The sequence below is a fragment of the Massilia sp. YIM B02763 genome (genome assembly GCF_030412015.1).
In the GTDB taxonomy this organism is placed as follows: Bacteria; Pseudomonadota; Gammaproteobacteria; order Burkholderiales; family Burkholderiaceae_D; genus Telluria.
This window is the reverse complement of sequence record NZ_JASNRD010000004.1, coordinates 213,968-236,619: the sequence shown is the minus strand read 5'-3', so window position 1 is coordinate 236,619 and position 22,652 is coordinate 213,968. Positions and strand designations below refer to the sequence as shown.

The window sequence follows — 22,652 nt, the reverse complement described above, 5'->3', positions numbered from 1 at the left end:
ACACCTCCGGAACTATATGAGCGGTGGCAAATATGTGAAGAAATTTCGCAGCAATTAGCGGTTAAGTCGCTTGAGTCCAAAGATGGTAAGCGTGCGCATATGAGTGAGTCCGCGATACTAGAGCAATATTTTGCTCGGTTAATTCGAGCAAATTTAACGAGCGTGGCCGAGGCGAGATGGGTGATCGAACGTATAGCAAGGGTCCTAGAATGGCCGGCTCCGTCGTTATCTGCAAAAGGATTATAGTCTCCCGATTTTCACGCAAAGTTGCCACGCGTTCTGGATCTAATCATGAGAATGAGATCACGTAAAAAGGATATTTACTGGGGTGCGTCACACCGATGCTTCCCACGCAAATTAATCAGAGGCAAGAAGGTGTTTAATACCACCAAATTTTGGAAAGCAATCAAGTTAAACGTAACGCGTGTGTTTGGGAACGATCTCTCAATAGCACGGGATTGGCTTAATACGCCGGCAACTGCACTGAATGGGGCGCGGCCGATAGATTTACTTAACACCGACAACATTGCAGCCCTACGGGACCATCTTATAAAGTTAGAATACTGTGTTTATATGTAGGAGACAATTCAAATGATAGTTTTGGACTCCGGATTTTCTCCAAATATAAATTTAACAGTTTAACTAGTTATTCGAGTGCGGCAGCCTAACAACTTGATACCTAAGGAAGAATCGATGAGCGCACCGTTGGAGGCACACAAGGATATGAAGGTGCTGACCTTAACAGTCAAAATTTCGCGAAACCTTCCAATCGGCATCGCAGAATCACTTGAAGAGAGTTTGACAAAAGCAGTCCAGATACTTACTGGAAATACTGCTTTCCAAGATCTCTGCGAATCTGCCGATACCTTGGCGCGGTTAGCCGGCTCTCAAATTCGTCCAGGCGGCATCTTGTTGGAAGAGCGTATCGCTCAGATGGCCACATTTAAAAGAGTGTTCGCGGAAGGCGACTGGCTGACAGCAGAAGATATCAATAAGCTACAGATCAGACCCCCTGCAAAAAAGTCACTTCCAGCGAGCGATTGGCAGCGCCGCGGACGGATCTTCAGTGTCTCCTATGCTGGGAAAAAATATTATCCTCGTTACCAATTCGACACAATATTTCAACCGTTACCAGTGATCCGCCAAATTTTGAAGGCGTATGGCGAATGTGCGGATACCTGGGCACTTGCAACTTGGTTCCACTTTCCTAACGGCTGGATCGCCAAGGTAGTAGATAGTAAGGTGCTGTCCTTGGCTCCGAAGGATGCATTGGACCTGCCCTATGACGTTATCAAAGCCGCACGTAATCAAAAAGGGACGTATGTGGCATGACTTACTATCTACGTTGAAGCCTGGCAAGCTCAGTTATTCAACAGGGCTTAGCAAACTCATCCAGTTCATGTAGAACTACAATGCTCAGCCGGCGAGACGGCTTTAAATGAAGGCAAACTGGCCGACACCGCTCTGCTCTAAAGCGCCGAGCTAGTGAACCACCCGGTAACAACCGAACTGCAGAGCCGTAGGGAAGCGCGTTTAGGGATACTCGGAGTCGCCCCCTGAGTCGAAGAATAGGCTCTGAGCAAAAGGCTTGAAGATGCCGACTGCGTGTGGAGTTACGTAACTTCTTGCTGCGCCGACACGATCGGCTCATGGTTCTTAGAAGGATGAATTAGTACCGCCAACATTCAGCATGCCCAGCAACCACTTCAAATCCTGACGTCGACATCCAGTGGACTAGCCGAACGCGTCCATGCACGATTTAAGCGCAGGAGTAACTTACCTTGAATGTTCTGACGTAGTCGGAACCGTGGACTGCGAAAGACTTTTGCACGCCGGCCCGAAGTATGCCAAAAGCGACCCTAAAGTACTTTCCACGTTTTACGAAATCATACTCCATGTCAACGGCAGGAGACTCATTTAGACGATGACCTAAATATATCTGAGGCCCATGCGGCCTTCAGAGAGCTCATCTACCAACGCCACTTGTTTTACCAGCAGCAACGGATGGCGATGTGTGATCGTCGCACTGCTCGTCGCTAAGTCGAAGTAGAGAGGCTAGCGATAGTCGCTACTCGATGTGTGTTACTTTTCTTAGCTTAGGCTTGTTCTTAGCCTTAGACTTAGACTTAGGCTTAGGCAAACTTGCATCTCGATCGACTGCGCTGAGCGGGCGATCCAAAATCCGATAATCGACTCCATTCTCATTCGCATTTGCAGCCCATCGAGCAAATTGTTCCATCAAATCGTTCTCAATCTGCTTGCGTCGCTCGATTTCCAACTTCAACCTGTCAATTGTGCGAAGCGCTTCATCTAGTTCTGGAATCCCAGTGCTTGTTGACCCAGCTGATGCCAAAGACAAAAATTTATTTTTTGCCTCATAAGCAATTTGAATGCTTGGTTTCTTTGATAGTGCTTGACGGGTGTACGTCGCATTAAGCTTCTTTGCGATCGCGTTGATAATCGCATCCCAGGTTAGCTTACCTTCTTCCCAAGATTCTATAACATCCACAATCTTTTTAACGCGCTCTGCGGTCAAGTTCGGCGAGCGCTCTTTCTTTTCAATCTTCTTCTCCATCTTGAAACCTTTATTTAATTATTTTTACCAATTCCAAGTAAGGAAAAGCCCAGAACCCCAAGCTGTTTTTCCTCGTCGCTAATGTTCTTACTCAAGGCAATCCCACTATCCTGCTCTTTAATACTACGCGCGTGTGAAATTTTCGAATAATTATTATTTCGGATTAATCTAATTGGCGCCCCATAAGGCACATCTGGGTTATCGATAATACCCAGCAACTCTTTAGCTCTCGCAAGGTTTACCTTTTGCCGGTCCAACCAGCGATCGGCGCCATATTTCTTTTGGGAGTTCGCATTTTCAGCCATTTCTACAAGATGCTCGAGCTCTTCTTTTTCGAAACGCAAATTTCTTTCTCTTTCGACATCCCCCTTAATGCAAAACTGCTCCGTGCAGTCGAGACACTCCTGATGCTTTTGGCAAGGAGAGGCTGCAAAGTCGTGAGCACAATAACCAAAATCTGTGGTATGTCCAGCTTCTATACCTAAACGCTTGAACTCAGCTCTAACATAAAGTTTGACTTGCTTGTCAGCTTTTAAAGCTGGAAGTTGAGACAAAGAACCGCCAATCAGCTCAGCTGTTCGCGAGCTTATTTCCTCACTACTAAGATGATTGTATGTTTGACCGCGCGAGGTTCGCCCTGACCATAGATCAATGTCGATCTCGGTTAATTCTCCAGTTGTATGAGCTAAGTGATTCAAATAGTGACGAAATTGATGTGAAGTAATTTTAAACGGCTGCTCGATCCCATCAACGATTACGTTCAAACCGAGATTCGAAAATATAGAAGTCTTATTATTACCGTCTAGCCTATAGTTGAGATCAACCCTATCCATGGCAACATAAATGCAAGCATAAGGCCTCCTTTTAGTGTTGCTAAATTTTTGCATTGTGAACAACAACTCGCTGCACTTATACCTTTTGGTATTATCGGAGTAAGGGAAGTGTGATGGTAGTTCTTTCAATATGGCTTTTTCAACGTCCGAGAAACGATGGATTTGACGCTTAGAGCCTGAAACAGGAATCCCTTCGATTTTGTTTTTTCTGCACCAGTCGTCGACGATATGACCACCTTCCCCCCACAGAATTTTAGAAATCTCATCCTTACTAACGAATTCTTGGGTACGTAAATACTCCAAGTGATCCGGAAGGTAGACTATGGTAGGAAAGCTACCTTCTGATTTAATTTGATCCTCGTAAAATCTTGCCAAGGCCCTTCCGTATTCCGTACATTTACGAATACGACCAATCGCTTCCTTTACGATATCCTGCATCACTTCAGGTATAGCCTTAAGTTGCGGCAGCGCACCTTTTGAAGGCCACCATCTCAAGGCGTATCCTGGAGTTCCATCTCCGAGCGTGGGGGATTCGCAATCTTCTGGAAGAGATGCTACCTCATTGACTCTATCGGGAGACCCAAGCATCACAGCACACATTGACGTGTAAATCACGTCTTCAGGATGACTGGCCTTTTGATAAGCGCGGCCAAGTGCCACCAAAATATTACTATCCGGAAGACGTTTATTCCTTATCTCTTCGAACTCTTCGCCGATGCGCGCTCTCGGACTGATATATTTAACGGGGTTCTTCCATTGTAAAGGAATGCGACCGATAAATTTATTGTCAACGATTTGGGCAATATGAGCGATGCAAGCGGAAATACCGTGTGCAGCTTCCAAGCTATATTTGCGCTTTACAATCGCGACAGCTGCATCAAGAATGTTTGCTGTCAATAGTGTTACGCAACATCTTTCCGCGTTAACTTCAAGCGCTTTAGATATTGCACGTAACGCCTGCAAATCACGGTTTAGACTAACCTTCTTCGTTCTTTCATACTCATCTAAAATATAAGCCTTAGCAAACGTCAAAAACGGTTCGAGCATGAATTCTGAGGTGACATTGGCGCTAGGCCGAGGTTTCCCCCAAGCAGTAAAGGGAATAGTAGTAACACCCCGTTTGCCTTTCTGCCCAACAAGGTTTGTAGCATTCCAAATATTTTTATCAAAATCAAAATTATCGTCAAAAACAACCAACTCTTTTGATTCTTGAATGAATGTCGCCAATTTTTGATCTGCAATCAAAAACCGCTTAGGAACGAGGTCGACGATATCGCTCACTGATTCTCCCGCCGAAACTGTTCGCATTTCATTATCACTTGCGCAACTGCAATAATCGATTGATCATGCAACATGATCATATTTGCATCGTTTTTAATTTTCTTGTCAGCTCGCTGTTCTCTTTTTTCCCAAAGGTATTCAAAGACTGCCGCGTGCGGGCCATCAAGCCAAGGACGAAATTTTTTGCAGGTGTAGCAAGCAATTGGGGCCGCGAAACCGCAATACCCATGCTTTCCGCACTTTCCAAGCGGGTCAGCACTCTTGACCAGGCGCAAGTCGCGCACCACAGGCGAGTCAGCCTCGTCATCCCAACTAGTCAGTAATTCTCCTTTGAATGCCTGCGCAAGCGGAGCCAACTCGAAAGCTAGCGCTTTATCCAACCTGTGCTGTAAGCCCGACGTTGCTGCAATGTAGTGTCGCGAGCTTCTAACACTACGGTGGGTCATAAGCAATGCAATAACCGATGGCGGCCGACCTTCGGCAGCTAGGCGAGTGCCATAAGTCTTTCGCATTCGTGCGGCATTAAGACGGATATCTCCACCGACACGTTCGGATTGCACATCGAGCTTTTCAAAACCAATCCTTATCCAGGCGGACGTCATTCCAGCAGAAAGATGATAGTCATAACCTCCACCAAATTCGTCTGCTTCGGGCTCCCCATCCTCGTCCAACTCTTCTTCTATATCAATTGTTCCTCGATTTTCTGAATCCGAAAAGTCAAAGTCATCACCATCGCGAAAAAACAAAGGTGCATCCGCAGGATCAGTAAGCACATCTTTGAAAAATGCGCGCGAAAATTTAGCTTGAGCAGAAAAGATCTCACCTATTTCAGGAATGATCTTCCAGGTATACAACTCATCTCTAAGAGCCTGCGATTTTTGCTTGATGCGTGTCACATCTAGCGTATAAGTGACAAATCCATCATTGCTCGTTTCTGTAAAATCTCCAACTTTCAGAAGTGCAATCTGCCGCGGGCGCAGTCCTAAACTGGCTGTCAACCACACCATCAAAAAGAGTTGGCGAGACATTTCGTCACTGCCATAAGCCTCGAGTAAAGCTTTGTACATGGCTCCGAACTCCAGATTGGTGAGCGGTCCTTTAACAGGACACCATGTCAATACCGCCATTCCGGAGCCAGTTTCGCCCTTTTGACTAGTTACATATGACACTGCGTTAGGGTTTACTCCGGGGTATTGGTGCCTATACCACCATACAAATAGCTGACGCACAGCGGCTTTATAGCGATTTACTTTTTCCTTCTTCCAGAAATCGACGACATGGCCTTTTGTAAAGAAAAATATCTTACGATCTTCACGAATACTTAAACAAAACTTGTGGAACGCATATTCGGTCGAAACTATGGTTTGCGGAGCCAGTTCCAATGTCGAATGCATGAGAACCGCTTTTAATATCGTAACTAATTCAGGAGAAAGAAGTGCCTCGTACTTAGAAAAATCAATGTCAATACTGTCAATTCCATCGCGATAAGTCCAACGATTTAATCTTGGGTTAAATGTGGCGCCAGAGGAAGTGGTGAAAGACTCCGGGAGCTCAGGAATCTCGAGCTTTTTCGATGTATCAAATAGGTTTTCCATTTTTTTCTTCTTTTTTCAAACCATGTATTTTATTTTGCACTTCCAGAGAAACATTTTGAGCCTCTTCCTCAATAGCCGCTATCGAATAGTAATCTGGCATCATGCTTTCGTCGGACCACCCGTTTTGATTTCGCATGCTTTCCAGTCGTTTCTTGTCCGACATTTTTGTTTTATAGGCATGCTTCGTAAACAACGTATTCCAAGTATGCCGCAATATCTGTGCCGAAAGATTCGGCAGCCCTGGAACCTTCTCACGTAGCCCATTGAAAATGTCACGAGCGGCACTGATACTAATAGGGTCGCCGTGCCAACTTGAAATAAAAAGATAGCCATGACGGTCAGCATTTGAAAATTTACGCCGCATTGCTAAATACTCTTCCGTATACTCAAGAAGTGGCCCCGAAACTTTCAATATCCGATCTCTCGTTTTCGTTAACGGCGCATATTTTCCGCGTGGGTCTTTTGGATTATCCGGACGTCTCATCACTTGAACTTTTTCGTCCGCTACATCCAGGTCCTCCAAAAGCACGCCGAGCGCCTCCCCTCTTCTCAGAGAGAGCTCAAGCAGCCAATATATATACAGGCGATTACGATACCTATTAAAACCAGGTCGCCAAGGATTTTCGTCCGATTCGGGATCGACGACTTCATGTATTCTCGAAATTACGTCCTCACTTAATCCCTTTTTCCGAACATTGACTGTATTGCGATCTCTATCTTTTGTTTTCTTCGCCTTAAGAGCGGATAAACACAATCCAATATTGTCTCGCACATCTTGGTAATTACTTCTCCCATCAGCCATCTTTATGATTTCTCGATCGGAAATCCACTTTAAATAATTGTGGATGTGGGTCAAGCGGATGTTTGTTGTTCCTCGATCGACATGAGCGACTTTTTTCTTTTTTGGTCGAGCTTGGTACATGTCAATAACGTTCGATTTCTTCGGAGCCGAAGTCACTGTGGTGAGCATCAAACGAAGTTCGTTTTCTAATGCGCCGTTATGGAGTCTGCACAAAGAACCAATTTTTTCGACTTCGTTCAAATCCAATAGTTTTCCTTCGACGTGGATTCTCATCCACAAATCGATACCCATTACGTAGGTATAATGAATTAGGATACGCACCGCGTACATGGCTTGACTAATTGCTGAAAACGAAAGGTCTTTTTGACGTAAGGTAGCTACCGCAAAGACAGTAGGGACGAGCAACGGCATGCCGGTGTTGGCGTTGATCAGCATGGCGAAACGCTCGCCGTTGCGCCAGCGGATCGGCCTGATACGAAGAGGCAGCAGTTCTGTTGACATTCCCTGTTTCCGTAGGTTAAATTGCAACATTACATCCTTCTAGACAGAGTGTCAACAAGGAAAAACTCAACTTCTCCTATGACACCGAAAGGATTTGTTTACATATGACTCAAATCAGTATGCTATGGCACGACTACGAAACCTTCGGCGCCGTCCCGCGCCGCGATCGCCCGGCGCAGTTCGCGGCGATCCGCACCGATGCCGAGCTCAACGAGATCGGCGAGCCGATCATGCTGTACTGCCAGCCGGCGCCCGACTACCTGCCCGATCCGCAAGCCTGCCTGATCACGGGGATCACGCCCCAGCACTGCCTGGAACACGGCGTGCCGGAACACGCGTTCGCCGCCCGCATCTGCGAAGCATTCTCCGAGCCGGGCACCATCGGCGTCGGCTACAACACCATCCGCTTCGACGACGAAGTCACGCGCTTCCTGTTCTGGCGCAACCTGATCGACCCGTATGCCCGCGAATGGCAGAACGGCTGCGGCCGCTGGGACCTGCTCGACGTCGTGCGCATGGCCTATGCGCTGCGCCCGGACGGCATCGTCTGGCCGTGCCACGAGGACGGCCGCCCCAGCTTCAAGCTCGAGCACCTGAGCCGCGATAACGGCCTCGTCCACGAAGCGGCGCACGACGCGCTGTCCGACGTGCGCGCCACCATCGCGCTGGCGCGCCTGCTGCGCGACAAGCAGCCGAAGCTGTTCGACTTCTGCCTCGAACTGCGCCGCAAGGACCGCGTGGCGGCCGAGATGGGCCTGCACCTGGACCCGGCGCTGCGCCAGCCCTTCCTGCACGTGTCCGGCATGTTCCCGGCCGAGCGCGGCTGCATCGGCCTCGTGTGGCCGCTGGCCACGCACCCGACCAACAAGAACGAGGTGCTGGTCTGGGATTGCCGCCACGACCCGTCCGAACTGTTCGCGCTGGACGTCGAGACGATCCGCCTGCGCATGTTCACGCGCAGCGCCGACCTGCCCGAGGGCGTGGCGCGCCTGCCCATCAAGAGCGTGCACCTGAACAAGTCACCGATGCTGGTCGGGAACCTGAAGACGCTGTCGCCGGCGCTGGCCCAGCGCTGGGAACTCGATATCGAACAAGGCCTGGCCCACGCGCGCCTGGCGGCCGGCGGTCCCGACATGGCGGCCGTGTGGCAGGAAGTGTTCCAACGCGATGCGGGGACGGAACCGGTGGACGTCGACGAAGACCTGTACGGCGGCTTCGTCGGCAATGCCGACCGCCGCCGCCTGGAGAGCCTGCGCCTGGAAGACCCGGTCCGGCTTGCCGCCGCCCGTCCCGGCTTCGACGACAAGCGCCTGGGCGACATCCTGTTCCGCTACCGCGCGCGCAACTTCCCCGATTCGCTGGCGCCGGAAGAAATGGAAGCCTGGGAAGAACACCGCGCCGCGCGCCTGTTCGACGGCGACGGCGGCGCGCGCACGGTGGACCAGCTGTTCGGGGAGATCGATGCGCTGTCGGAGACGGCGGACGAACGCGCGGAGGAAATCCTGGGGGCCCTGTACGACTATGCGGAAGCGATCGCGCCGAGCAGGTACTGAACAGCCGCTACAACGTCGCCCCTGCGAAGGCAGGGGCCTAATGTTACATATCGGCGGTGCACGCAAATTGGGCCCCTGCCTTCGCAGGGGCGACGGCTTATTCCGCCGTTTGACGCTTACGCGCGATGCGCGTTGATCGCATCCCGCGTCTCCAGCGCCACGCGCCGCGCGGCCTGGGCGAAATCCTCGCCGCCCTGCGGCTGCGCGTAGAGGATGGCACGCGAGGAGTTGATCATCATGCCCGTGCCGCCGGCCGTGCGGCCCGCCTTGACGGTCGCTTCGATGTCGCCGCCCTGGGCGCCGATGCCCGGCACCAGCAGCGGCATGTCGCCGACGATGCGGCGTACTTGCGCCAGTTCTTCCGGGAAGGTGGCGCCGACCACCAGCGCGCACTGGCCGTTCTTGTTCCACTTGTCCGCCACCAGGCGCGCCACGTGCTGGTACAGCGGCTGGCCGCCCACGTCGAGGAACTGCAGGTCGGAGCCGCCCGCGTTCGAGGTGCGGCACAGGACGATCACGCCGCGGTCTTCCCACTCCATGTACGGTTCGACCGAATCGAAGCCCATGTAGGGGTTGACGGTGACGGCGTGGGCGCCGTAGCGGTCGAAGGCTTCGCGCGCGTACTGGCGGGCGGTGGCGCCGATGTCGCCGCGCTTGGCGTCCAGGATCAGCGGGATGTGCGGATAGCGGTCCGCCAAGTAGCGGCAGACGGCTTCCAGCTGGTCTTCCGCGCCGAGGGCGGCGAAGTAGGCGATCTGCGGCTTGAAGGCGCAGGCCAGGTCGGCCGTTGCGTCGATGATGGCCTTGCAGAATTCCACGATGCCGTCCGGCTTGCCCTGCAGGTGGGCGGGCAGGCGCGCGACGTCCGGGTCCAGGCCCACGCACAGCAGGGAATCGTTGCTGCGCCAGGCGGCGCTCAATTGATCAATGAAATTCACGGCTAGCCTCGTCTCTGATTGCAAACCCGCTATTGTAGCGCGCTCCCTCGCCTCCCCACCATCGTTATCGACGTGTCTTACGAGCAACTCCCGGCGCGATCACACGCCATCCCCGTGTTATTTACTGTATATTTTTAGCCATTCGACAACTCGCACCGGATGTACCCATGAAGCCAACCTTTATCACGCGCTGGACCGGCATGCTGCTCGGCGGCCTCCTCGCCTGCGTCCTGCTCTCGGGCTGCGGCTACAACGAATTCCAGGCCAAGGACGAAGCCACCAAGGCGGCCTGGTCGGAAGTGGTCAACCAGTACCAGCGCCGTGCCGACCTGATCCCGAACCTGGTCAACACGGTCAAGGGCTATGCCTCGCACGAAAAGGATACGCTGGAAGCCGTCACCCGGGCGCGCGCCGCCGCCACCAGCTTCCAGATCACGCCGGAAGTGCTGAACAATCCGGAAGCCTTCCAGAAGTTCCAGCAGGTGCAGGGCGAGCTGTCCGGCGCGCTGTCGCGCCTGATGGCCGTGTCGGAGAACTATCCGCAGCTGAAGGCGGATACCAGCTTCCGCGACCTGCAGTCGCAGCTGGAAGGCACGGAAAACCGCATCACGGTGGCGCGCCAGCGCTACATCGCCTCGGTCCAGGAATACAATGTGCTGGCGCGCAGCTTCCCGACCAACCTGACGGCGATGGCGTTCGGCTACCAGCCCAAGCCCTCGTTCACGGTCGAGAACGAGAAATCGATCTCGACGGCGCCGACGGTCAACTTCGGCAAATAAGCGCGCCATGACCAAGCCGGCCACGATGCCTTTCCTGCGCCTGCTGTGGGCCTGCGCCCTGGCTGCCCTGCTCGCCGGACAGGCGCTGGCGCAGCCCTTGAAGGACGTGCCGGCGCTGGAGGCCCGCGTCACCGACCAGGCCGGCATGCTGACGGCGGACGAGCGCCTGCGCCTGGAATCCGTGCTGGCCGACTACGAAGCCAGGACGGGCAGCCAGATCGCCGTGCTGATCGTCAGGTCGACCGAACCGGAAGCCATCGAGCAGTACAGCATCCGCGTCACCGATGCCTGGAAGCTGGGCCGCAAGGGCGTCGACGACGGCGTACTGCTGCTGGTCGCGCCCGACAACCCGAGCTCGCTGCGCCGCCTGCGCATCGAGGCCGGACGCGGCGTGCAGGGCGTGCTGACCGATGCCCAGTCCAAGCGCATCCTGCAGGACACGATCGCCCCGCACTTCCGCCAGAAGGACTGGTATGGCGGCCTGGTCGCGGGCGTGGGCGCCATCGCCACGCTGCTGAACCAGGAAAAGTTTCCGGCCCCGCAGGCCAAGGCGCAAGCGGAATCCGACGAGGTCACGGGCCCCGGCATCATCGTCGCGATCTTCCTGCTGGTGATGGGCGTGCTGGTCGTGCGCTCGGCGTTCCGCGGCGGCGGCAACCGCCTGGCCCGGCCCGGCGCGAACAATGGCTGGGACAGCGGCGCGGCCGGTTTCGTGCTGGGCAGCATCCTCAGCAATATGGAGAGCGGCCGCCATCGCGGCGGCGGCTTCTCGAGCGGCGGCGGCGGATTTTCCGGCGGTGGCTTCTCGGGAGGAGGCGGCAGCTTCGACGGCGGCGGCGCCTCGGGAGACTGGTGATGGCTGCACAGAACCGTTTCCGGCGCACGCTGCGCCACCTGCTCAGCACCCGCGCCGAAGCCCAGCGCGCCTTCCCGCCCGCCACGCTGGCCGCCATCGCCGACGCCATCACGGCCGGCGAACAGACCCACCGCGGCGAAGTGCGCCTGATCGTCGAGAAGGCGCTGCCGCTGGCCGCCGCCTGGGATGGCGTCACCAACCGCCAGCGCGCGCTGGCCCTGTTCGCCGACTACGGCATCTGGGATACGGAGGACAACTGCGGCGTCCTCATCTATGTCAACCTGGCCGAGCACAAGGTCGACATCGTGGCCGACCGCGGCATCGACCGCAGGATCGACGCCGCCACCTGGCAGGCCGTGTGCGACACGCTCACGCGCGGCTTCGCCCGCGGTGCCTTCCACGACGCGACGCTGGATGCGGTGGCCCAGGTCAACGCCCTGCTGCGGCGCCACTTCCCGGCCGACGGCGCACGGCCCAACGAGCTGCCGGATCGCCCGCTGATGCTGTAGGCATGGCCGCGGCGGATGGGTAGAATGGCGGCTTCGTTTTCAACCAGCAGGGGAAGCCCATGAAACTCGCCGCCAAAGTCGCCATCGTCACCGGAGCCGCCCAGGGCATCGGCCTTGCCTGCGCCCAGCGCCTCGTGCAGGAAGGCGCGCGCGTGATGCTGGTCGACGTCCGTCCCGAAGGGGCGGCGGCGGCCGCAACGCTCGGCGACGCCGCCCGCTTCTTCCAGGCCGACGTCGGCGTCAAGGCGGACGTCGACGCCATGCTGGCCGCCACGCTGGACGCCTTCGGCCGGGTCGACATCCTGGTCAACAATGCCGGCGTCACCCATGCGGCATCCTTCCTCGACCTGGCCGAGGACGACTTCGACCGCGTCCTTCGCATCAACCTGAAATCGATGTTCCTGTGCAGCCAGGCGGTGGCGCGCGCGATGGTCGCGCAAGGAGGCGGCGGCAGCATCGTCAACATGTCGAGCGTGAACGCCGAACTGACGATCCCGAACCAGGTGCCCTACGTGATCTCGAAAGGCGGCGTCAACCAGCTGACGCGGGTCGCCGCCATCGCGCTGGCCGAGCACGGCATCCGCGTAAACGCCGTCGGGCCCGGCACCATCCTGACCGAACTGGCCAAGGAAGCCGTGCTGGCCAGCCCGGAGGCGCGCCGCACGATCCTGTCGCGCACGCCCCTGGGCCGCTGCGGCGAACCGGAAGAGATCGCGTCCATCGTGGCCTTCCTGGCCAGCAATGACGCTTCCTACATTTCCGGCCAGACGCTGTACGCGGACGGCGGCCGCCTGGCGCTGAACTACACGGTCCCGGTACGCGAATAAGCGCCTGTCCCAGCCATTATTGTCACAATCAATATCTGGTATCCGAAATGGAAATTGGACAGTCATCTGGCGGTGCAACATAATGCACCTGTCTCCACTATTCTCCTCCAAGAAAATAGTTTGAAGCCCGCACAGCAAGCGGGCTTTTTTTTGCCCGCGCACGCGACAGCATCCGTTCTCAAGCGTTCAATTTGTAAAATCGGTTCGCTTGAGATCTGTCATGTCCTAGTCACATTCCCTGCCTATACTGAGCCCATCTGCATACACGCAACCGATATGCGTGATCGCAGAAAGGTGTGCCGCGCCCTGCGCCGCACACCGCACCGATTACCGCGTCTCTTGGCCCGATCTTGGGTTGTGCCCGTCCTCCGTTGGCGGGCATTTTTTTGTCCCCTCTTCCTGACGCCGCGTGCGGCCGCAGTGCACAAATATGTCCCGGACGGGGTTGCAGCATTGCGTGATTCCGCTATGATGAAACGCATACCTCGCGCTTGTTTTTCGATGCGCGTGGGACGACAACCTATCGCACGGGAGCCGGTCCAATGACTTCACCTGTATCCGCGACGCGGTCGCCATCCGGGCACGCCGGCCCATCGCGGCGGCGTGCCGAATCCGATGACTGCCTGGTGCTCAGCGAGCTCAACCCGCGCATGGTCATCGACCACCTCGACGACGAAGGCCAGCCGATCGACGTCATGACCTTCGGCACCGTTAGGGAAACCTGCCCCAAGTGCCAGAGCGGCCACCTGAAACTCGTCCTGCGCCAGTCGACCGTGCGCATGGCCCATCTGTTCTGCGCCGACTGCGCCAGCTGCTTCGACGCCCACTACCCGGATGGCGCTCCGGCCCTCACCATCTGATCTGCGTACACCACGTGCGCACGCCTGCGTGCGCCGACTCTTGCGTCATGATAAGGTGTGCTTTTTCGTCCACACCTGTTCATGAACGTGCCGCCGCATAAGCTGCTGACCCATCCGCGCCTGCAACGCCTGTGCCTGGCCAGTGCCCTCCTGATGTACGTGGCCATCGTCGTGATCGGTTCGATCCCGGGAGCGCGCGCCGACATCGGCGCCTACGCTTCCGGCGCGCAATTGCACTCCACCGCCTACGGCGTGCTGGCCTGCCTGTGGTACGTCGGCAGCAGCGGCAGCGCCGGCGCGCGCTCGTGGAAGGCGATCCTGGCGGTCGCCCTGATGGGGGCCGGCGACGAATTCGTGCAGAGCTTCTTCCCCTACCGCGGGTCCGACATCCGCGACTGGGCCGTCGATTGCATCTCGGCCATCGTCGCCTGCGCCCTGCTGTCCCTACTGCTGTCCGCACAACTCAAGCTCGCCACCGGCAAGCGTTGACGGTGCACGCCACGTCGTTGACGTGGCTCATGCCTAACCCGAGTCAGCCTGAACGCACGCCCTGCGCGCGCCTCTTAGCGAAGTGGCGCGCGGCATCGTCACGTAACTCGACATCGCAGCGGGAACCGCGAACGCGCAGCAGCTTTTTCGAGGTGCCCTTGACACTATCCCATCAGAAGGAGTCGAACATGAAGCAACAACACCAGAGCGTGTTGCTGGCAGGCGCGCTGGCACTGGCGGTCGGTTTGTCCGGCTGTGCCCAGTGGCGCGGCGGCGGCTCGGACAGCAGCGGCGGCAGCGGCAGTACTGGAAGTAGCGGCAGCGGCAGCACCATGTCCGATACGGGCGGAGGAACGGGCTCGAGCGGCACCGGCGGCTGGGGCGGCGGCACCGGCAGTTCGGGCAGCTCCGGTAGTTCGGGCAGCTCGGGCAGTTCCGGCAGCTCGGGTAGTTCGGGCAGCTCCGGCAGTTCGGGAACCTCCGGCACCAGCAGCCAGGATCAGGGCATGACCACGGGCACCGCCACCGAAAGCAGCATGGGCGGCTCGTCGGGCGGTGCCACGGCCTCGAGCGCGAGTGGAAGCACGAGCGCGAACGCCACCGTCGCCGCGATCGAGGTGCTGTCCGGCGGGGCGAGCGCCACGGGCACCGAGACCGGCGCCGTCGGCAGCAGCGGCGCCGGCGCCACCGGCAGCTCCGGTGGCGAAAACGCCTATCGCGTCACGCTGCGCATGGACGACGGCAGCACTCAGGTCGTGACCCAGCAGTCCGTGCCCGACTTCCGCAGCGGCGACCGCGTCAACTTGTCGGGCGGCTCGATCCAGCACTGAGCAGCACCAAGCAGCAGCGAGCAGCCCTGGGTGGCACCGTGGCCGGCGCCGAGCCCAGCGCTGCAGGCCGTCAGCCCAGCCGCGCCGGCCGCTGGGTGGCCGGCTTGTCCGTCCCCGCTCCCGCTTCGTGGTTGCGCAGCGGATTGACCTTGCCCGCACGCTGGGCGCCGGCATCGATGGCGATGGCCGGTGCCGCCTCGCCCGTGCGTGGCGACGCGCGCCGTTCCGTATGCGGCGGCGCCGCTTCCATCAGCTCGCGCATGCGCAATGCCGTCGTGTTCCAGGAGGTGGCGGCGACGATCGCCCGCATGGCCTCGACCATGCGGGCACGCTCGTCCGGCGTCATCGCCAGCGCGGCGTCGCAGGCGGCGACGAATTGCTCGGGCCCGTCGGCGATCTTCACGACATGGCCGTAGGGCTTGACGACGTCGGCGATCGGCGTGCCGACGATGGGCAGCTGGGCCGCCATGTATTCGAGCACCTTGGTCGGGCTGATGAACTTGGTCGCCTCGTTGATGGCGAACGGCATCAGGCACACGTCCCAGCCGGCCAGCAAGTCGGGCAGCGCCTCGTACGGCTGCTGGCCCAGGTAATGGATGTTCGGACGGCGCGGCAAGCGTTCATGGTCGATCTTGACGATCGGGCCGGCCAGCACGATCTGCCACTCGGGCCGCGCTGCCGCGACCGCGTCGACCAGTTCCGGATCGAAGCGCTCGTCCAGCACGCCGTAGAAGCCCAGGCGCGGATGCGGGATCCCTTCCTGCAGCGGATGGCTGCGGCTGCGGTCGAGCGCCTGGCGGAAGTGGTCGACGTCGACGCTGCTGGGGAAGCAGTGCACGCTGGGGTGGCGGTTCTTCTTCGCCTCGTACAGGCTGGGGCCGCCGGCGAACACGAGGTCGGCAATGTTCAGCAGCGCGCCCTCGCGCTGCAGCAGCTGCTTCGGCGGGTTCTTGAACGATGCCAGCTCGTCCATGCAGTCGTACACGACCAGCGCCGGCTGCAGCGCCTGCAGCAGCGGCAGCGCCATCGGGGTATAGAACCAGGCGATGACCTCTTCTCCTGGCGGTGCCAGTTCCGCGATCATCGGCTGCAGCAGGCGCAGCTGCTCGTCATGGAAACCGGGCGCGTGGATCGGGGTGTGCGCGCGGCACACGGTGATGTTCGGTGCGGGATTGGAGCGCTGCATGAACGGTGCCCCGGCATCGTATTCCGGCTCCTCCACGAACAGGACCGGATAATGCTGCGCCAGGCGCGACAGCAGATGCTGCGGCCGCTGGAACACGAAATCCCAGCGCAGGTGACTGAAAACGACGATCGTAGGCATGATGACTCCTTTTTCGCCCGCTGCCGGGCGGTCGGTTGATCGAAAAAACGCGTTGCCGCGGGACGGCTGCTGCATGCGGCTCGTCCGGGACGGCCGCCTCATTGGCCGCCTCATTGGCCGCCTCAGTGGCCGCGGCGTGACATGCAAGGCACGGCGCCGCCGCGCAGCCGTGTGGCGATGGGCGGCGCGCCACCCGGATCGCTCGGGTCCGGGCACGCGCCGCCGTGGCCGGCGCCATCGCGCCGGCGATGCGTCAGGCCTTGGCCTGTCCTTCGTCTCCTTCTGCGTCCACCGGTTTGGTTACCAGCGGAACGTTGCGCGTGGCCGCGCTGATCATCTCGAAGGGCAGCTTGGGCGTGCGGTCGGCATTGAGCAGGCCGTTGGCTTCCTGGAAGGTGTCGGCGAACTGGGTGTAGCAGAAGCCGCTGAACATGAAGGTTTCGTTGACCACCTTCAGCAGCCTTTCGTACAAGGCGTGGAAACTCTCGGCCGTATGGGCGCGGGTATAGCCCCAGGTGCCGTCCTCGGGAACCGCCTCCGGATCGAAGGCGATGCCGCCGAATTCCGTCAGCACGATGGGCTGGCCGCGGTGCGGGAAGCCGTCCAGCGTCAGGATGCGTCCGCCCGGACGGCGCTGGTCGAACAGCGTGCGCACCGGGTCGCTGACCTCGTAGCGCGCCTTGATCTTCTCCGGGTCGCCGTCGTAGTCGTGGATGCCCAGGATGTCGGTGGCCGACGCTTCCCAGCCGTCGTTGCCGATCACGGGGCGCGTCGCGTCGAGCGTGCGCGTCAGGTGGTACAACGCCTCGACGGCATTGCGGTGGGCCTGGGTCAGCGTCAGGTTCGGCACGCCCCAGGATTCGTTGAACGGCACCCACACGATGATGCAGGGGTGGCTGTAGTCGCGCTCGATGGCTTCGGTCCATTCCTGCACCAGGCGCGTGATGGCGCGCGAGGAGAAGCGGTAGGCCGACGGCATCTCCTCCCATACCAGCAGGCCCAGCTTGTCGGCCCAGTACAGGTAGCGCGGATCCTCGATCTTCTGGTGCTTGCGCACACCGTTGAAGCCCATCAGCTTGGCCAGTTCGACGTCGCGCTTCAGGTGCTCGTCGGACGGCGCCGTCATGAACGATTCGGTCCAGTAGCCCTGGTCCAGCACCAGGCGCAGCGGATACGGGCGGCCGTTGAGCAGCAGGCGGTCGCGGTTGATGTGAAAGGCGCGCAGCGCCGTGTAGGACTTGATATGGTCGACCACCTTGTCGCCGCAGCGCAGGATCACTTCGGCGTCGAGCAGCGTCGGACGCTCCGGGCTCCACAGCAGCTCGTTCCTCGAATCGTCGATGCCGGGGTCGGACAGCGCGATCTTGCGGTTGGCCTCGCCCGCCAGCAGCTTGTAGTGGTCGTCGGCCAGCAGCTGCTCGCCGTGCCAGATCTTGACCTCGACGAACATGTCTTCCTGGATGTCGCCGCCGGCGAACACTTCGCAGCCGATCTCGAAGGTCTCGAAGATCGGGGTCCAGCGCAGCGTGCGGATGAAGGAGCGCGACACCTGCTCGACCCACACGGTCTGCCAGATGCCGGTGGTGCGCGGATACCAGATCGAGTGCGGCTCCAGCAGCCAGTCCTGCTTGCCGCGCGGCTTGGCCAGGTCGGCCGGATCGTCCTCCACGAACACGGTCACCGTCTGCTTGCCGTCGGCCTTCAGTGCCGACGTGATGTCGGCCGAGAACGGCGTATGGCCGCCCTCGTGCTCGGCCACCAGCTGGCCGTTGACCCAGACCCGGGCGAAGTAGTCGACGGCGCCGAAGTGCAGGATCGTGCGCTGCTCGGACCGCGCCAGCTCGAAGTCGCGTTCGTACCAGCAGAAGCGGTGGAAGCCCGTATCCTGGATGCCGCTCATCTCCGTCTCGGGCGCGTAGGGCACGTTGATCTCGTGGGTCCAGCCCCCGACGCCGCCGGGCATGCTGCATTCGAGCGCGTCGTCGAAGCGGAAGCGCCACTTGCCGTTCAGGTTGATCCAGTTGTCGCGGACCAGTTGGGGACGGGGATACTCGAACTGACTCATTCTTGTTGTTCCTTTCCTTGGGTCGGCACCGGGATCAGCATGCGTCCCTGGCGTCCGGCTTTGTTGTAGGTGGAGAGTGCTGCTTCTGCTGCCGCGCGCGCGGTGCCGGTCGCGCACAGGGCCACGCAGGCCCCGCCGAAGCCGGCGCCCGTCAGGCGCGCGCCGAACACGCCGGGGGCGGCGCGCAACTGCGCCACCAGCTGGTCGAGTTCGGGAATCGATACCTCGTAGTCGTCGCGCAGGCTGTCGTGCGACGCGTTCATCAGTGCGCCGAAGCGCTCGGCCGGCACGCCCTGCGCCGCCTCCAGCACGCGCAGGTCTTCCAGCACCACGTGGCGCGCGCGGCGGCGCAGCAGCTCGGGCAAGCCGTCCAGCGCGGCCGGATCCGTCACGTCGCGTAGCGCCTTCACGCCCAGCTTGCGCGCCGCTTCCTCGCACTCGGCGCGGCGCTCGTTGTACTTGCTGGCGGCGAGCGTGCGCGGCACGCCGGAATCGACGACGATCAGTTCGGCGCCCTCGGGCAGCGCCACCAGCCGGTGCTCCAGCGTGCGCGCGTCGACGAACAGCATGCTGCGCTCGTCGCACAGGCTCGAGGCCATCTGGTCCATGATGCCGCAGTTCACGCGCGCATAGTCGATCTCGGCGCGCTGGGCGATGCGGGCCAGTTCGACGTCGTCGAGCTCGATGCCCAGCAGCGCGCGCAGCGCGCGCAGCATCGCCACCTCGAGCGCCGCCGAGGACGACAGGCCGGAGCCGACCGGCAGGTCCGTCGTGACGAACACGCGCAGCGGCGGCACGTCCACGCCGCGCGCCTCCATCAACCGGATGCAGCCTTCGATATAGCTGCCGAAGCCCTGCGGCGCGCTGCCGCCCCTGGCCGCGAAGGTGACGTTGCCGTCGAGGGTGTCGGAATACAGGTGGTGCTGGTCGTCGCTGCTGCGCGCCAGCGCCACCGTGGTCGCCTGCGGCGTGGCCACCGGCAGCATGAAGCCGTCGTTGTAGTCCGTGTGCTCGCCCAGCAGGTTCACGCGGCCGGGCGCCGTGGCGGACGCCTCGGGCGCGCCGCCGAAGAAGATCTCGGGTGTCGTCATGGTGCGGCCTCCAGCCAGAGCGGCCGCACGCGGCCGCCGACGGTCTTCGACGGCCAGGCGGGATCGACCGTCAGGTTGTCCAGTCCTCCGGCGCCGAGCAGGAAGGTGTCCTGGACGGCGATGCCGGGCAGGCCCGGCGCGAATGCGAATGCCATGCCCGTCTCGATACCCGTCGCCGTGCTCGGGCTGGCGAGCATCTCGTACGGCAGGTAGCCGGTGGGGCCGCCCTGGTGCCAGGCCTGGATCGCATCGGTCCGGTCGGCATGGCGGTAGGCGGCGTCGAGCGCGTGGATGACGGCTGCCAGCGACTGGCCGGGGCGGACCGCGTCCAGGCCCGTGGCCTCGACCTGCAGCAGCTCCTGATGCTGTGCCCGCAGATCGTCGGGCAGCGGCCCGAAACTCACGCAGCGCGCCAGGTTCGCATGCAGGCCGTGGCGGCGCGCGCTCACCGCCAGCAGCGCGCGGCTGCCGAGCGGCTCCGCCGTCGGCGCCGGACGGCGCTGCAGGGGCAGGCGCCGCGCGCCGGCCGCCAGCACCAGCGCCGGCTGGATCCCGCGCCGCATCATCGCCTCCGCGGCGGCCGCGGCCAGCGCGTGTTCGGTCCAGCCGGGCCGCGCGGCGCGCAACGCGTCGCCGACGGCCGCGGCGGCATCCAGGCCCAGCAGGCGCAGGCGCTCCTGCTCGTCCGGAGTCAGCACGGTGCGGCGCAGGCGCAGGTTGTGCGGCAGCGCGGCCTCGTCGCGCTGCGGGCGGTCCGACAGCACGATACCGGCGCCGGCCGTGCCCAGCACGTAGCGGTCGTGCAGCTCGGGCTCGGCCCAGGGCGCGATGTGGAAGGAGAAGCCGTCCGGCAGCCCCGCGCCGCGCAGGCGCTCGGCCTCGACGGCGTCGGCCAGCACGCAGGCTTCGTCGGCCGTGACGAGCAGCTCGGCGCCGTTCGCATCCGCGGCCAGCAGCGGCGAGGCGTCGGCACCGGCCGTGGCCCAGGCGAACCAGTCGGCGCCGCGCAGGCGGATGGCCCCCGCATGGCCGCCGCCCGCGCCTTGGGCCAGCGCGTCGCGCAGCAGGCGCAGCTTGGCGGCCACCTCGGCGGCGCGGCCGGCATCGGTTGCTTGCAGCGTCATGCGGCCTCCCGCGGGTCGTCCAGCAGGATCTCGACCTGCTGCAGCTCGTAGGCGGTGGTCTCGGGCAGCACGTCCATGGCGAACATGCCCGCCGCCAGCTCGGTGCCGGCCAGGTATTTCAGGCGGTCGCGCGTGCGGTACGGCGGATAGAACTGGGCATGCAGCTGGGTCTCCGGATGGGCGGCGCCGTCGAGCGGCGCCTGGTACCACGCCATCAGGTAGGGGAACGGCCGCTCCCACAGGGTGTCGAACTTGAGCAGCACGGTCTTGAGCGCGCGCGCCAGGCTGCGGCGCTGGGACGGGCTCAGGGAGGCGAAGTCCTGGCACGGCTCGGTCGGCATCACCCAGACTTCGTACGGGTAGCGCGCACAGGCGGGCACGAAGGCGATCGCCTCCTCGTCGCGGTACAGCACGCGCTTGCCGTCCGCGGCCTCGTCGCGCGCCATGTCGCACAGCAAACTGGACGCGTGCTGCAGGTAGTACTCGCGCTCCTGCGCCAGCTGGCGCGCCGGCACGGGCGGCACGAAGGGATAGGCATAGATCTGGCCGTGCGGATGGTGCAGCGTGACGCCGACCTCGGCGCCGCGGTTCTCGAACGGCAGCACGTACTGGATGTGGTGCTGGCCCTTGAGGCGCTCGGTGCGGTCGGCCCATACCCGCAGCAGCAGCTCGATGCGCGACAGCGGCAGGCGGCCCAGCGAGGCCTGGGCGTCCTGGGTGAACACGACGACTTCGCACTTGCCGTTGGCGGGCGCGCTCGGCACCGTCAGCGCGGGCGGATCGTGCGAATCCAGGGCCAGCGAGGGAAAGCGGTTGTCGAACACGGCGATCTCGTAGTCGCCGGCCGGCATCTCGGTCGGGTGCGCCGGATCGCTCGTCGGCGCCAGCGGGTTGTATTGCGGCGGCGGCTGGTAGGTGCGGTTCTGGCGATAGGCGGCGTAGGTGACCCACTCGCCGCGCAGCGGATGCCAGCGCAGGTGCGGGTTGGCGTGCTGCGGCTCGGCGAACGGGCTGGTCGCGGCCAGGCCGGCCGGGATCGGCTGGTTGCTGTACAGGGTAAGTTGGCGTCCGTCAGGTTTGATCAAGTCTTCGCTGTGCATGGCTTTTTATGTCAGGCAATACGGTTGCGCAGTGCAAGTTTCGCCTGCGGCCGTGGTCAGGAATCGATCCTATCATGGCGTTTTCGCCACATTTTCTGCATGTCAGCACTTGTCTTTCCAGCAATCAATGACGCTGGATCACCTGCTGTAAGGACAGCATGCCCTGCCCGCCTTCTCTCCGAGGGAAAGGACGAAAACAGGAACGATTTTCCCTATGAGGCAGGCGTTGCCGTAGGAACAAGACTACAAATCGATTGGACGCATTTACAGGTAGCCGCAAGGCCTCGGCCTACATGGAGGACAGGCGGCGGCAAGCGTGGCGCAGCGCAGCAAACGGGCCGGGCCACTGTAAAAACTAAATGGAGGAAAGACGACTGGGGTCAGAAATTCATGAAGCGGGCGTCGGGCGCGAATCCGGCCGCCAGCAAGGCGGCAGCGCCGCGGATGCCCGCAACTTCGGGCAGCAGCGCATCGGCCGCCACGCCGTGCACGGCCAGCGCCTGCGGGCAGGCATACACGCGCGCGCCGGCATCGACGGCGTCGCGCAGGCGATCGAGCAGCGCCTGGCCCGCGGCGCCGCGGGCCAGCCAGGCGACGCTGGCGCCAACGCAATGCAGTTCGACGTCCGCGTCGAGCGCCGCGGCCGTGGCGGCATAGCGCAGCGGCACCTCGGCCTGCGCTTCGGGGACGTCGTTGACGACGACGATCAGGCGCGGCATC

Annotated in this window: 21 protein-coding genes; 10 read left to right on the top strand and 11 right to left on the bottom strand. The window is 60.6% G+C overall.

Annotated elements, in window-relative coordinates; all coding sequences use genetic code 11:
• Positions 1–291 precede the first annotated feature (291 nt).
• Positions 292–579, top strand: a complete 288-nt coding sequence (locus QPK32_RS26650) for an antitoxin Xre/MbcA/ParS toxin-binding domain-containing protein (RefSeq protein WP_374046713.1) — start codon at positions 292–294, stop codon at positions 577–579.
• Positions 580–693: 114 nt separating this feature from the next.
• Positions 694–1,332 carry a hypothetical protein gene (locus QPK32_RS08565; RefSeq protein ID WP_290412371.1) on the top strand — a complete coding sequence of 213 codons (639 nt, stop codon included), beginning with the start codon at positions 694–696 and terminating at the stop codon, positions 1,330–1,332.
• Between the two features lie 736 nt (positions 1,333–2,068).
• On the opposite strand, the gene QPK32_RS08560 is transcribed toward QPK32_RS08565, so the two are convergent.
• From QPK32_RS08560 to QPK32_RS08545, 4 genes are read right to left on the bottom strand one after another with little or no spacing between them, the layout of a single operon-like run.
• Complete coding sequence (locus QPK32_RS08560; protein ID WP_290412370.1) at positions 2,069–2,575, bottom strand: hypothetical protein; 507 nt, start codon at positions 2,573–2,575, stop codon at positions 2,069–2,071.
• Between the two features lie 14 nt (positions 2,576–2,589).
• Positions 2,590–4,689 carry a hypothetical protein gene (locus QPK32_RS08555; RefSeq protein ID WP_290412369.1) on the bottom strand — a complete coding sequence of 700 codons (2,100 nt, stop codon included), beginning with the start codon at positions 4,687–4,689 and terminating at the stop codon, positions 2,590–2,592.
• Complete coding sequence (locus QPK32_RS08550; protein WP_290412368.1) at positions 4,686–6,284, bottom strand: hypothetical protein; 1,599 nt, start codon at positions 6,282–6,284, stop codon at positions 4,686–4,688. Before QPK32_RS08550 ends, QPK32_RS08555 begins: the two co-directional genes overlap by 4 nt.
• The gene (locus QPK32_RS08545; protein ID WP_290412367.1) at positions 6,268–7,587 is read right to left on the bottom strand and encodes a tyrosine-type recombinase/integrase; all 1,320 of its coding nucleotides are present in this window, start codon (positions 7,585–7,587) and stop codon (positions 6,268–6,270) included. The genes QPK32_RS08550 and QPK32_RS08545 overlap by 17 nt, the downstream gene beginning before the upstream one ends.
• 104 nt (positions 7,588–7,691) lie before the next feature.
• Here QPK32_RS08545 and sbcB point away from each other — a divergent pair, with 104 nt between their 5' ends.
• Complete coding sequence (sbcB, locus tag QPK32_RS08540; RefSeq protein ID WP_290412366.1) at positions 7,692–9,140, top strand: exodeoxyribonuclease I; 1,449 nt, start codon at positions 7,692–7,694, stop codon at positions 9,138–9,140.
• 116 nt (positions 9,141–9,256) lie between these two features.
• On the opposite strand, the gene pyrF is transcribed toward sbcB, so the two are convergent.
• A complete protein-coding gene (gene pyrF / locus QPK32_RS08535) occupies positions 9,257–10,078 on the bottom strand; it encodes an orotidine-5'-phosphate decarboxylase (RefSeq protein WP_290412365.1) in 822 nt (273 codons plus the stop codon).
• Between the two features lie 200 nt (positions 10,079–10,278).
• Between pyrF and QPK32_RS08530 the strand changes: the two genes are divergently transcribed.
• From QPK32_RS08530 to QPK32_RS08500, 7 genes are all read left to right on the top strand, one after another.
• Positions 10,279–10,857: a LemA family protein gene (locus QPK32_RS08530; RefSeq protein WP_290412466.1), complete on the top strand. Its 579-nt coding sequence runs from the start codon at positions 10,279–10,281 to the stop codon at positions 10,855–10,857.
• Positions 10,858–10,882: 25 nt separating this feature from the next.
• On the top strand, positions 10,883–11,713 hold the full coding sequence (locus QPK32_RS08525; RefSeq protein ID WP_290412465.1) for a YgcG family protein: 831 nt from the start codon (positions 10,883–10,885) through the stop codon (positions 11,711–11,713).
• Positions 11,713–12,222, top strand: a complete 510-nt coding sequence (locus tag QPK32_RS08520; protein WP_290412364.1) for a TPM domain-containing protein — start codon at positions 11,713–11,715, stop codon at positions 12,220–12,222. Before QPK32_RS08525 ends, QPK32_RS08520 begins: the two co-directional genes overlap by 1 nt.
• 59 nt (positions 12,223–12,281) lie before the next feature.
• Positions 12,282–13,049, top strand: a complete 768-nt coding sequence (locus QPK32_RS08515; protein ID WP_290412363.1) for an SDR family NAD(P)-dependent oxidoreductase — start codon at positions 12,282–12,284, stop codon at positions 13,047–13,049.
• Positions 13,050–13,675: 626 nt separating this feature from the next.
• Positions 13,676–13,909 (top strand): hypothetical protein, encoded by a 234-nt coding sequence (locus tag QPK32_RS08510; protein WP_290412362.1) that lies wholly within the window; start codon positions 13,676–13,678, stop codon positions 13,907–13,909.
• A gap of 57 nt (positions 13,910–13,966) precedes the next feature.
• Positions 13,967–14,398 carry a VanZ family protein gene (locus tag QPK32_RS08505; protein ID WP_290412361.1) on the top strand — a complete coding sequence of 144 codons (432 nt, stop codon included), beginning with the start codon at positions 13,967–13,969 and terminating at the stop codon, positions 14,396–14,398.
• A 188-nt stretch (positions 14,399–14,586) separates the two neighbouring features.
• Positions 14,587–15,228, top strand: a complete 642-nt coding sequence (locus QPK32_RS08500) for a hypothetical protein (protein ID WP_290412360.1) — start codon at positions 14,587–14,589, stop codon at positions 15,226–15,228.
• Positions 15,229–15,298: 70 nt separating this feature from the next.
• Here QPK32_RS08500 and QPK32_RS08495 read toward each other — a convergent pair whose 3' ends face one another.
• From QPK32_RS08495 to QPK32_RS08470, 6 genes are all read right to left on the bottom strand, one after another.
• The gene (locus tag QPK32_RS08495) at positions 15,299–16,552 is read right to left on the bottom strand and encodes a glycosyltransferase (RefSeq protein WP_290412359.1); all 1,254 of its coding nucleotides are present in this window, start codon (positions 16,550–16,552) and stop codon (positions 15,299–15,301) included.
• A gap of 253 nt (positions 16,553–16,805) precedes the next feature.
• Positions 16,806–18,617 carry a glycoside hydrolase family 2 protein gene (locus QPK32_RS08490; RefSeq protein WP_290412358.1) on the bottom strand — a complete coding sequence of 604 codons (1,812 nt, stop codon included), beginning with the start codon at positions 18,615–18,617 and terminating at the stop codon, positions 16,806–16,808.
• The gene (galK, locus tag QPK32_RS08485; RefSeq protein WP_290412357.1) at positions 18,614–19,708 is read right to left on the bottom strand and encodes a galactokinase; all 1,095 of its coding nucleotides are present in this window, start codon (positions 19,706–19,708) and stop codon (positions 18,614–18,616) included. The genes QPK32_RS08490 and galK overlap by 4 nt, the downstream gene beginning before the upstream one ends.
• Positions 19,705–20,832: a Xaa-Pro peptidase family protein gene (locus tag QPK32_RS08480; RefSeq protein ID WP_290412356.1), complete on the bottom strand. Its 1,128-nt coding sequence runs from the start codon at positions 20,830–20,832 to the stop codon at positions 19,705–19,707. Before QPK32_RS08480 ends, galK begins: the two co-directional genes overlap by 4 nt.
• Positions 20,829–21,917: a galactose-1-phosphate uridylyltransferase gene (gene galT / locus QPK32_RS08475; RefSeq protein WP_290412355.1), complete on the bottom strand. Its 1,089-nt coding sequence runs from the start codon at positions 21,915–21,917 to the stop codon at positions 20,829–20,831. The genes QPK32_RS08480 and galT overlap by 4 nt, the downstream gene beginning before the upstream one ends.
• A 395-nt stretch (positions 21,918–22,312) precedes the next feature.
• On the bottom strand, positions 22,313–22,651 hold the full coding sequence (locus QPK32_RS08470) for a DsrE family protein (protein ID WP_290412354.1): 339 nt from the start codon (positions 22,649–22,651) through the stop codon (positions 22,313–22,315).
• Position 22,652 lies beyond the last annotated feature (1 nt).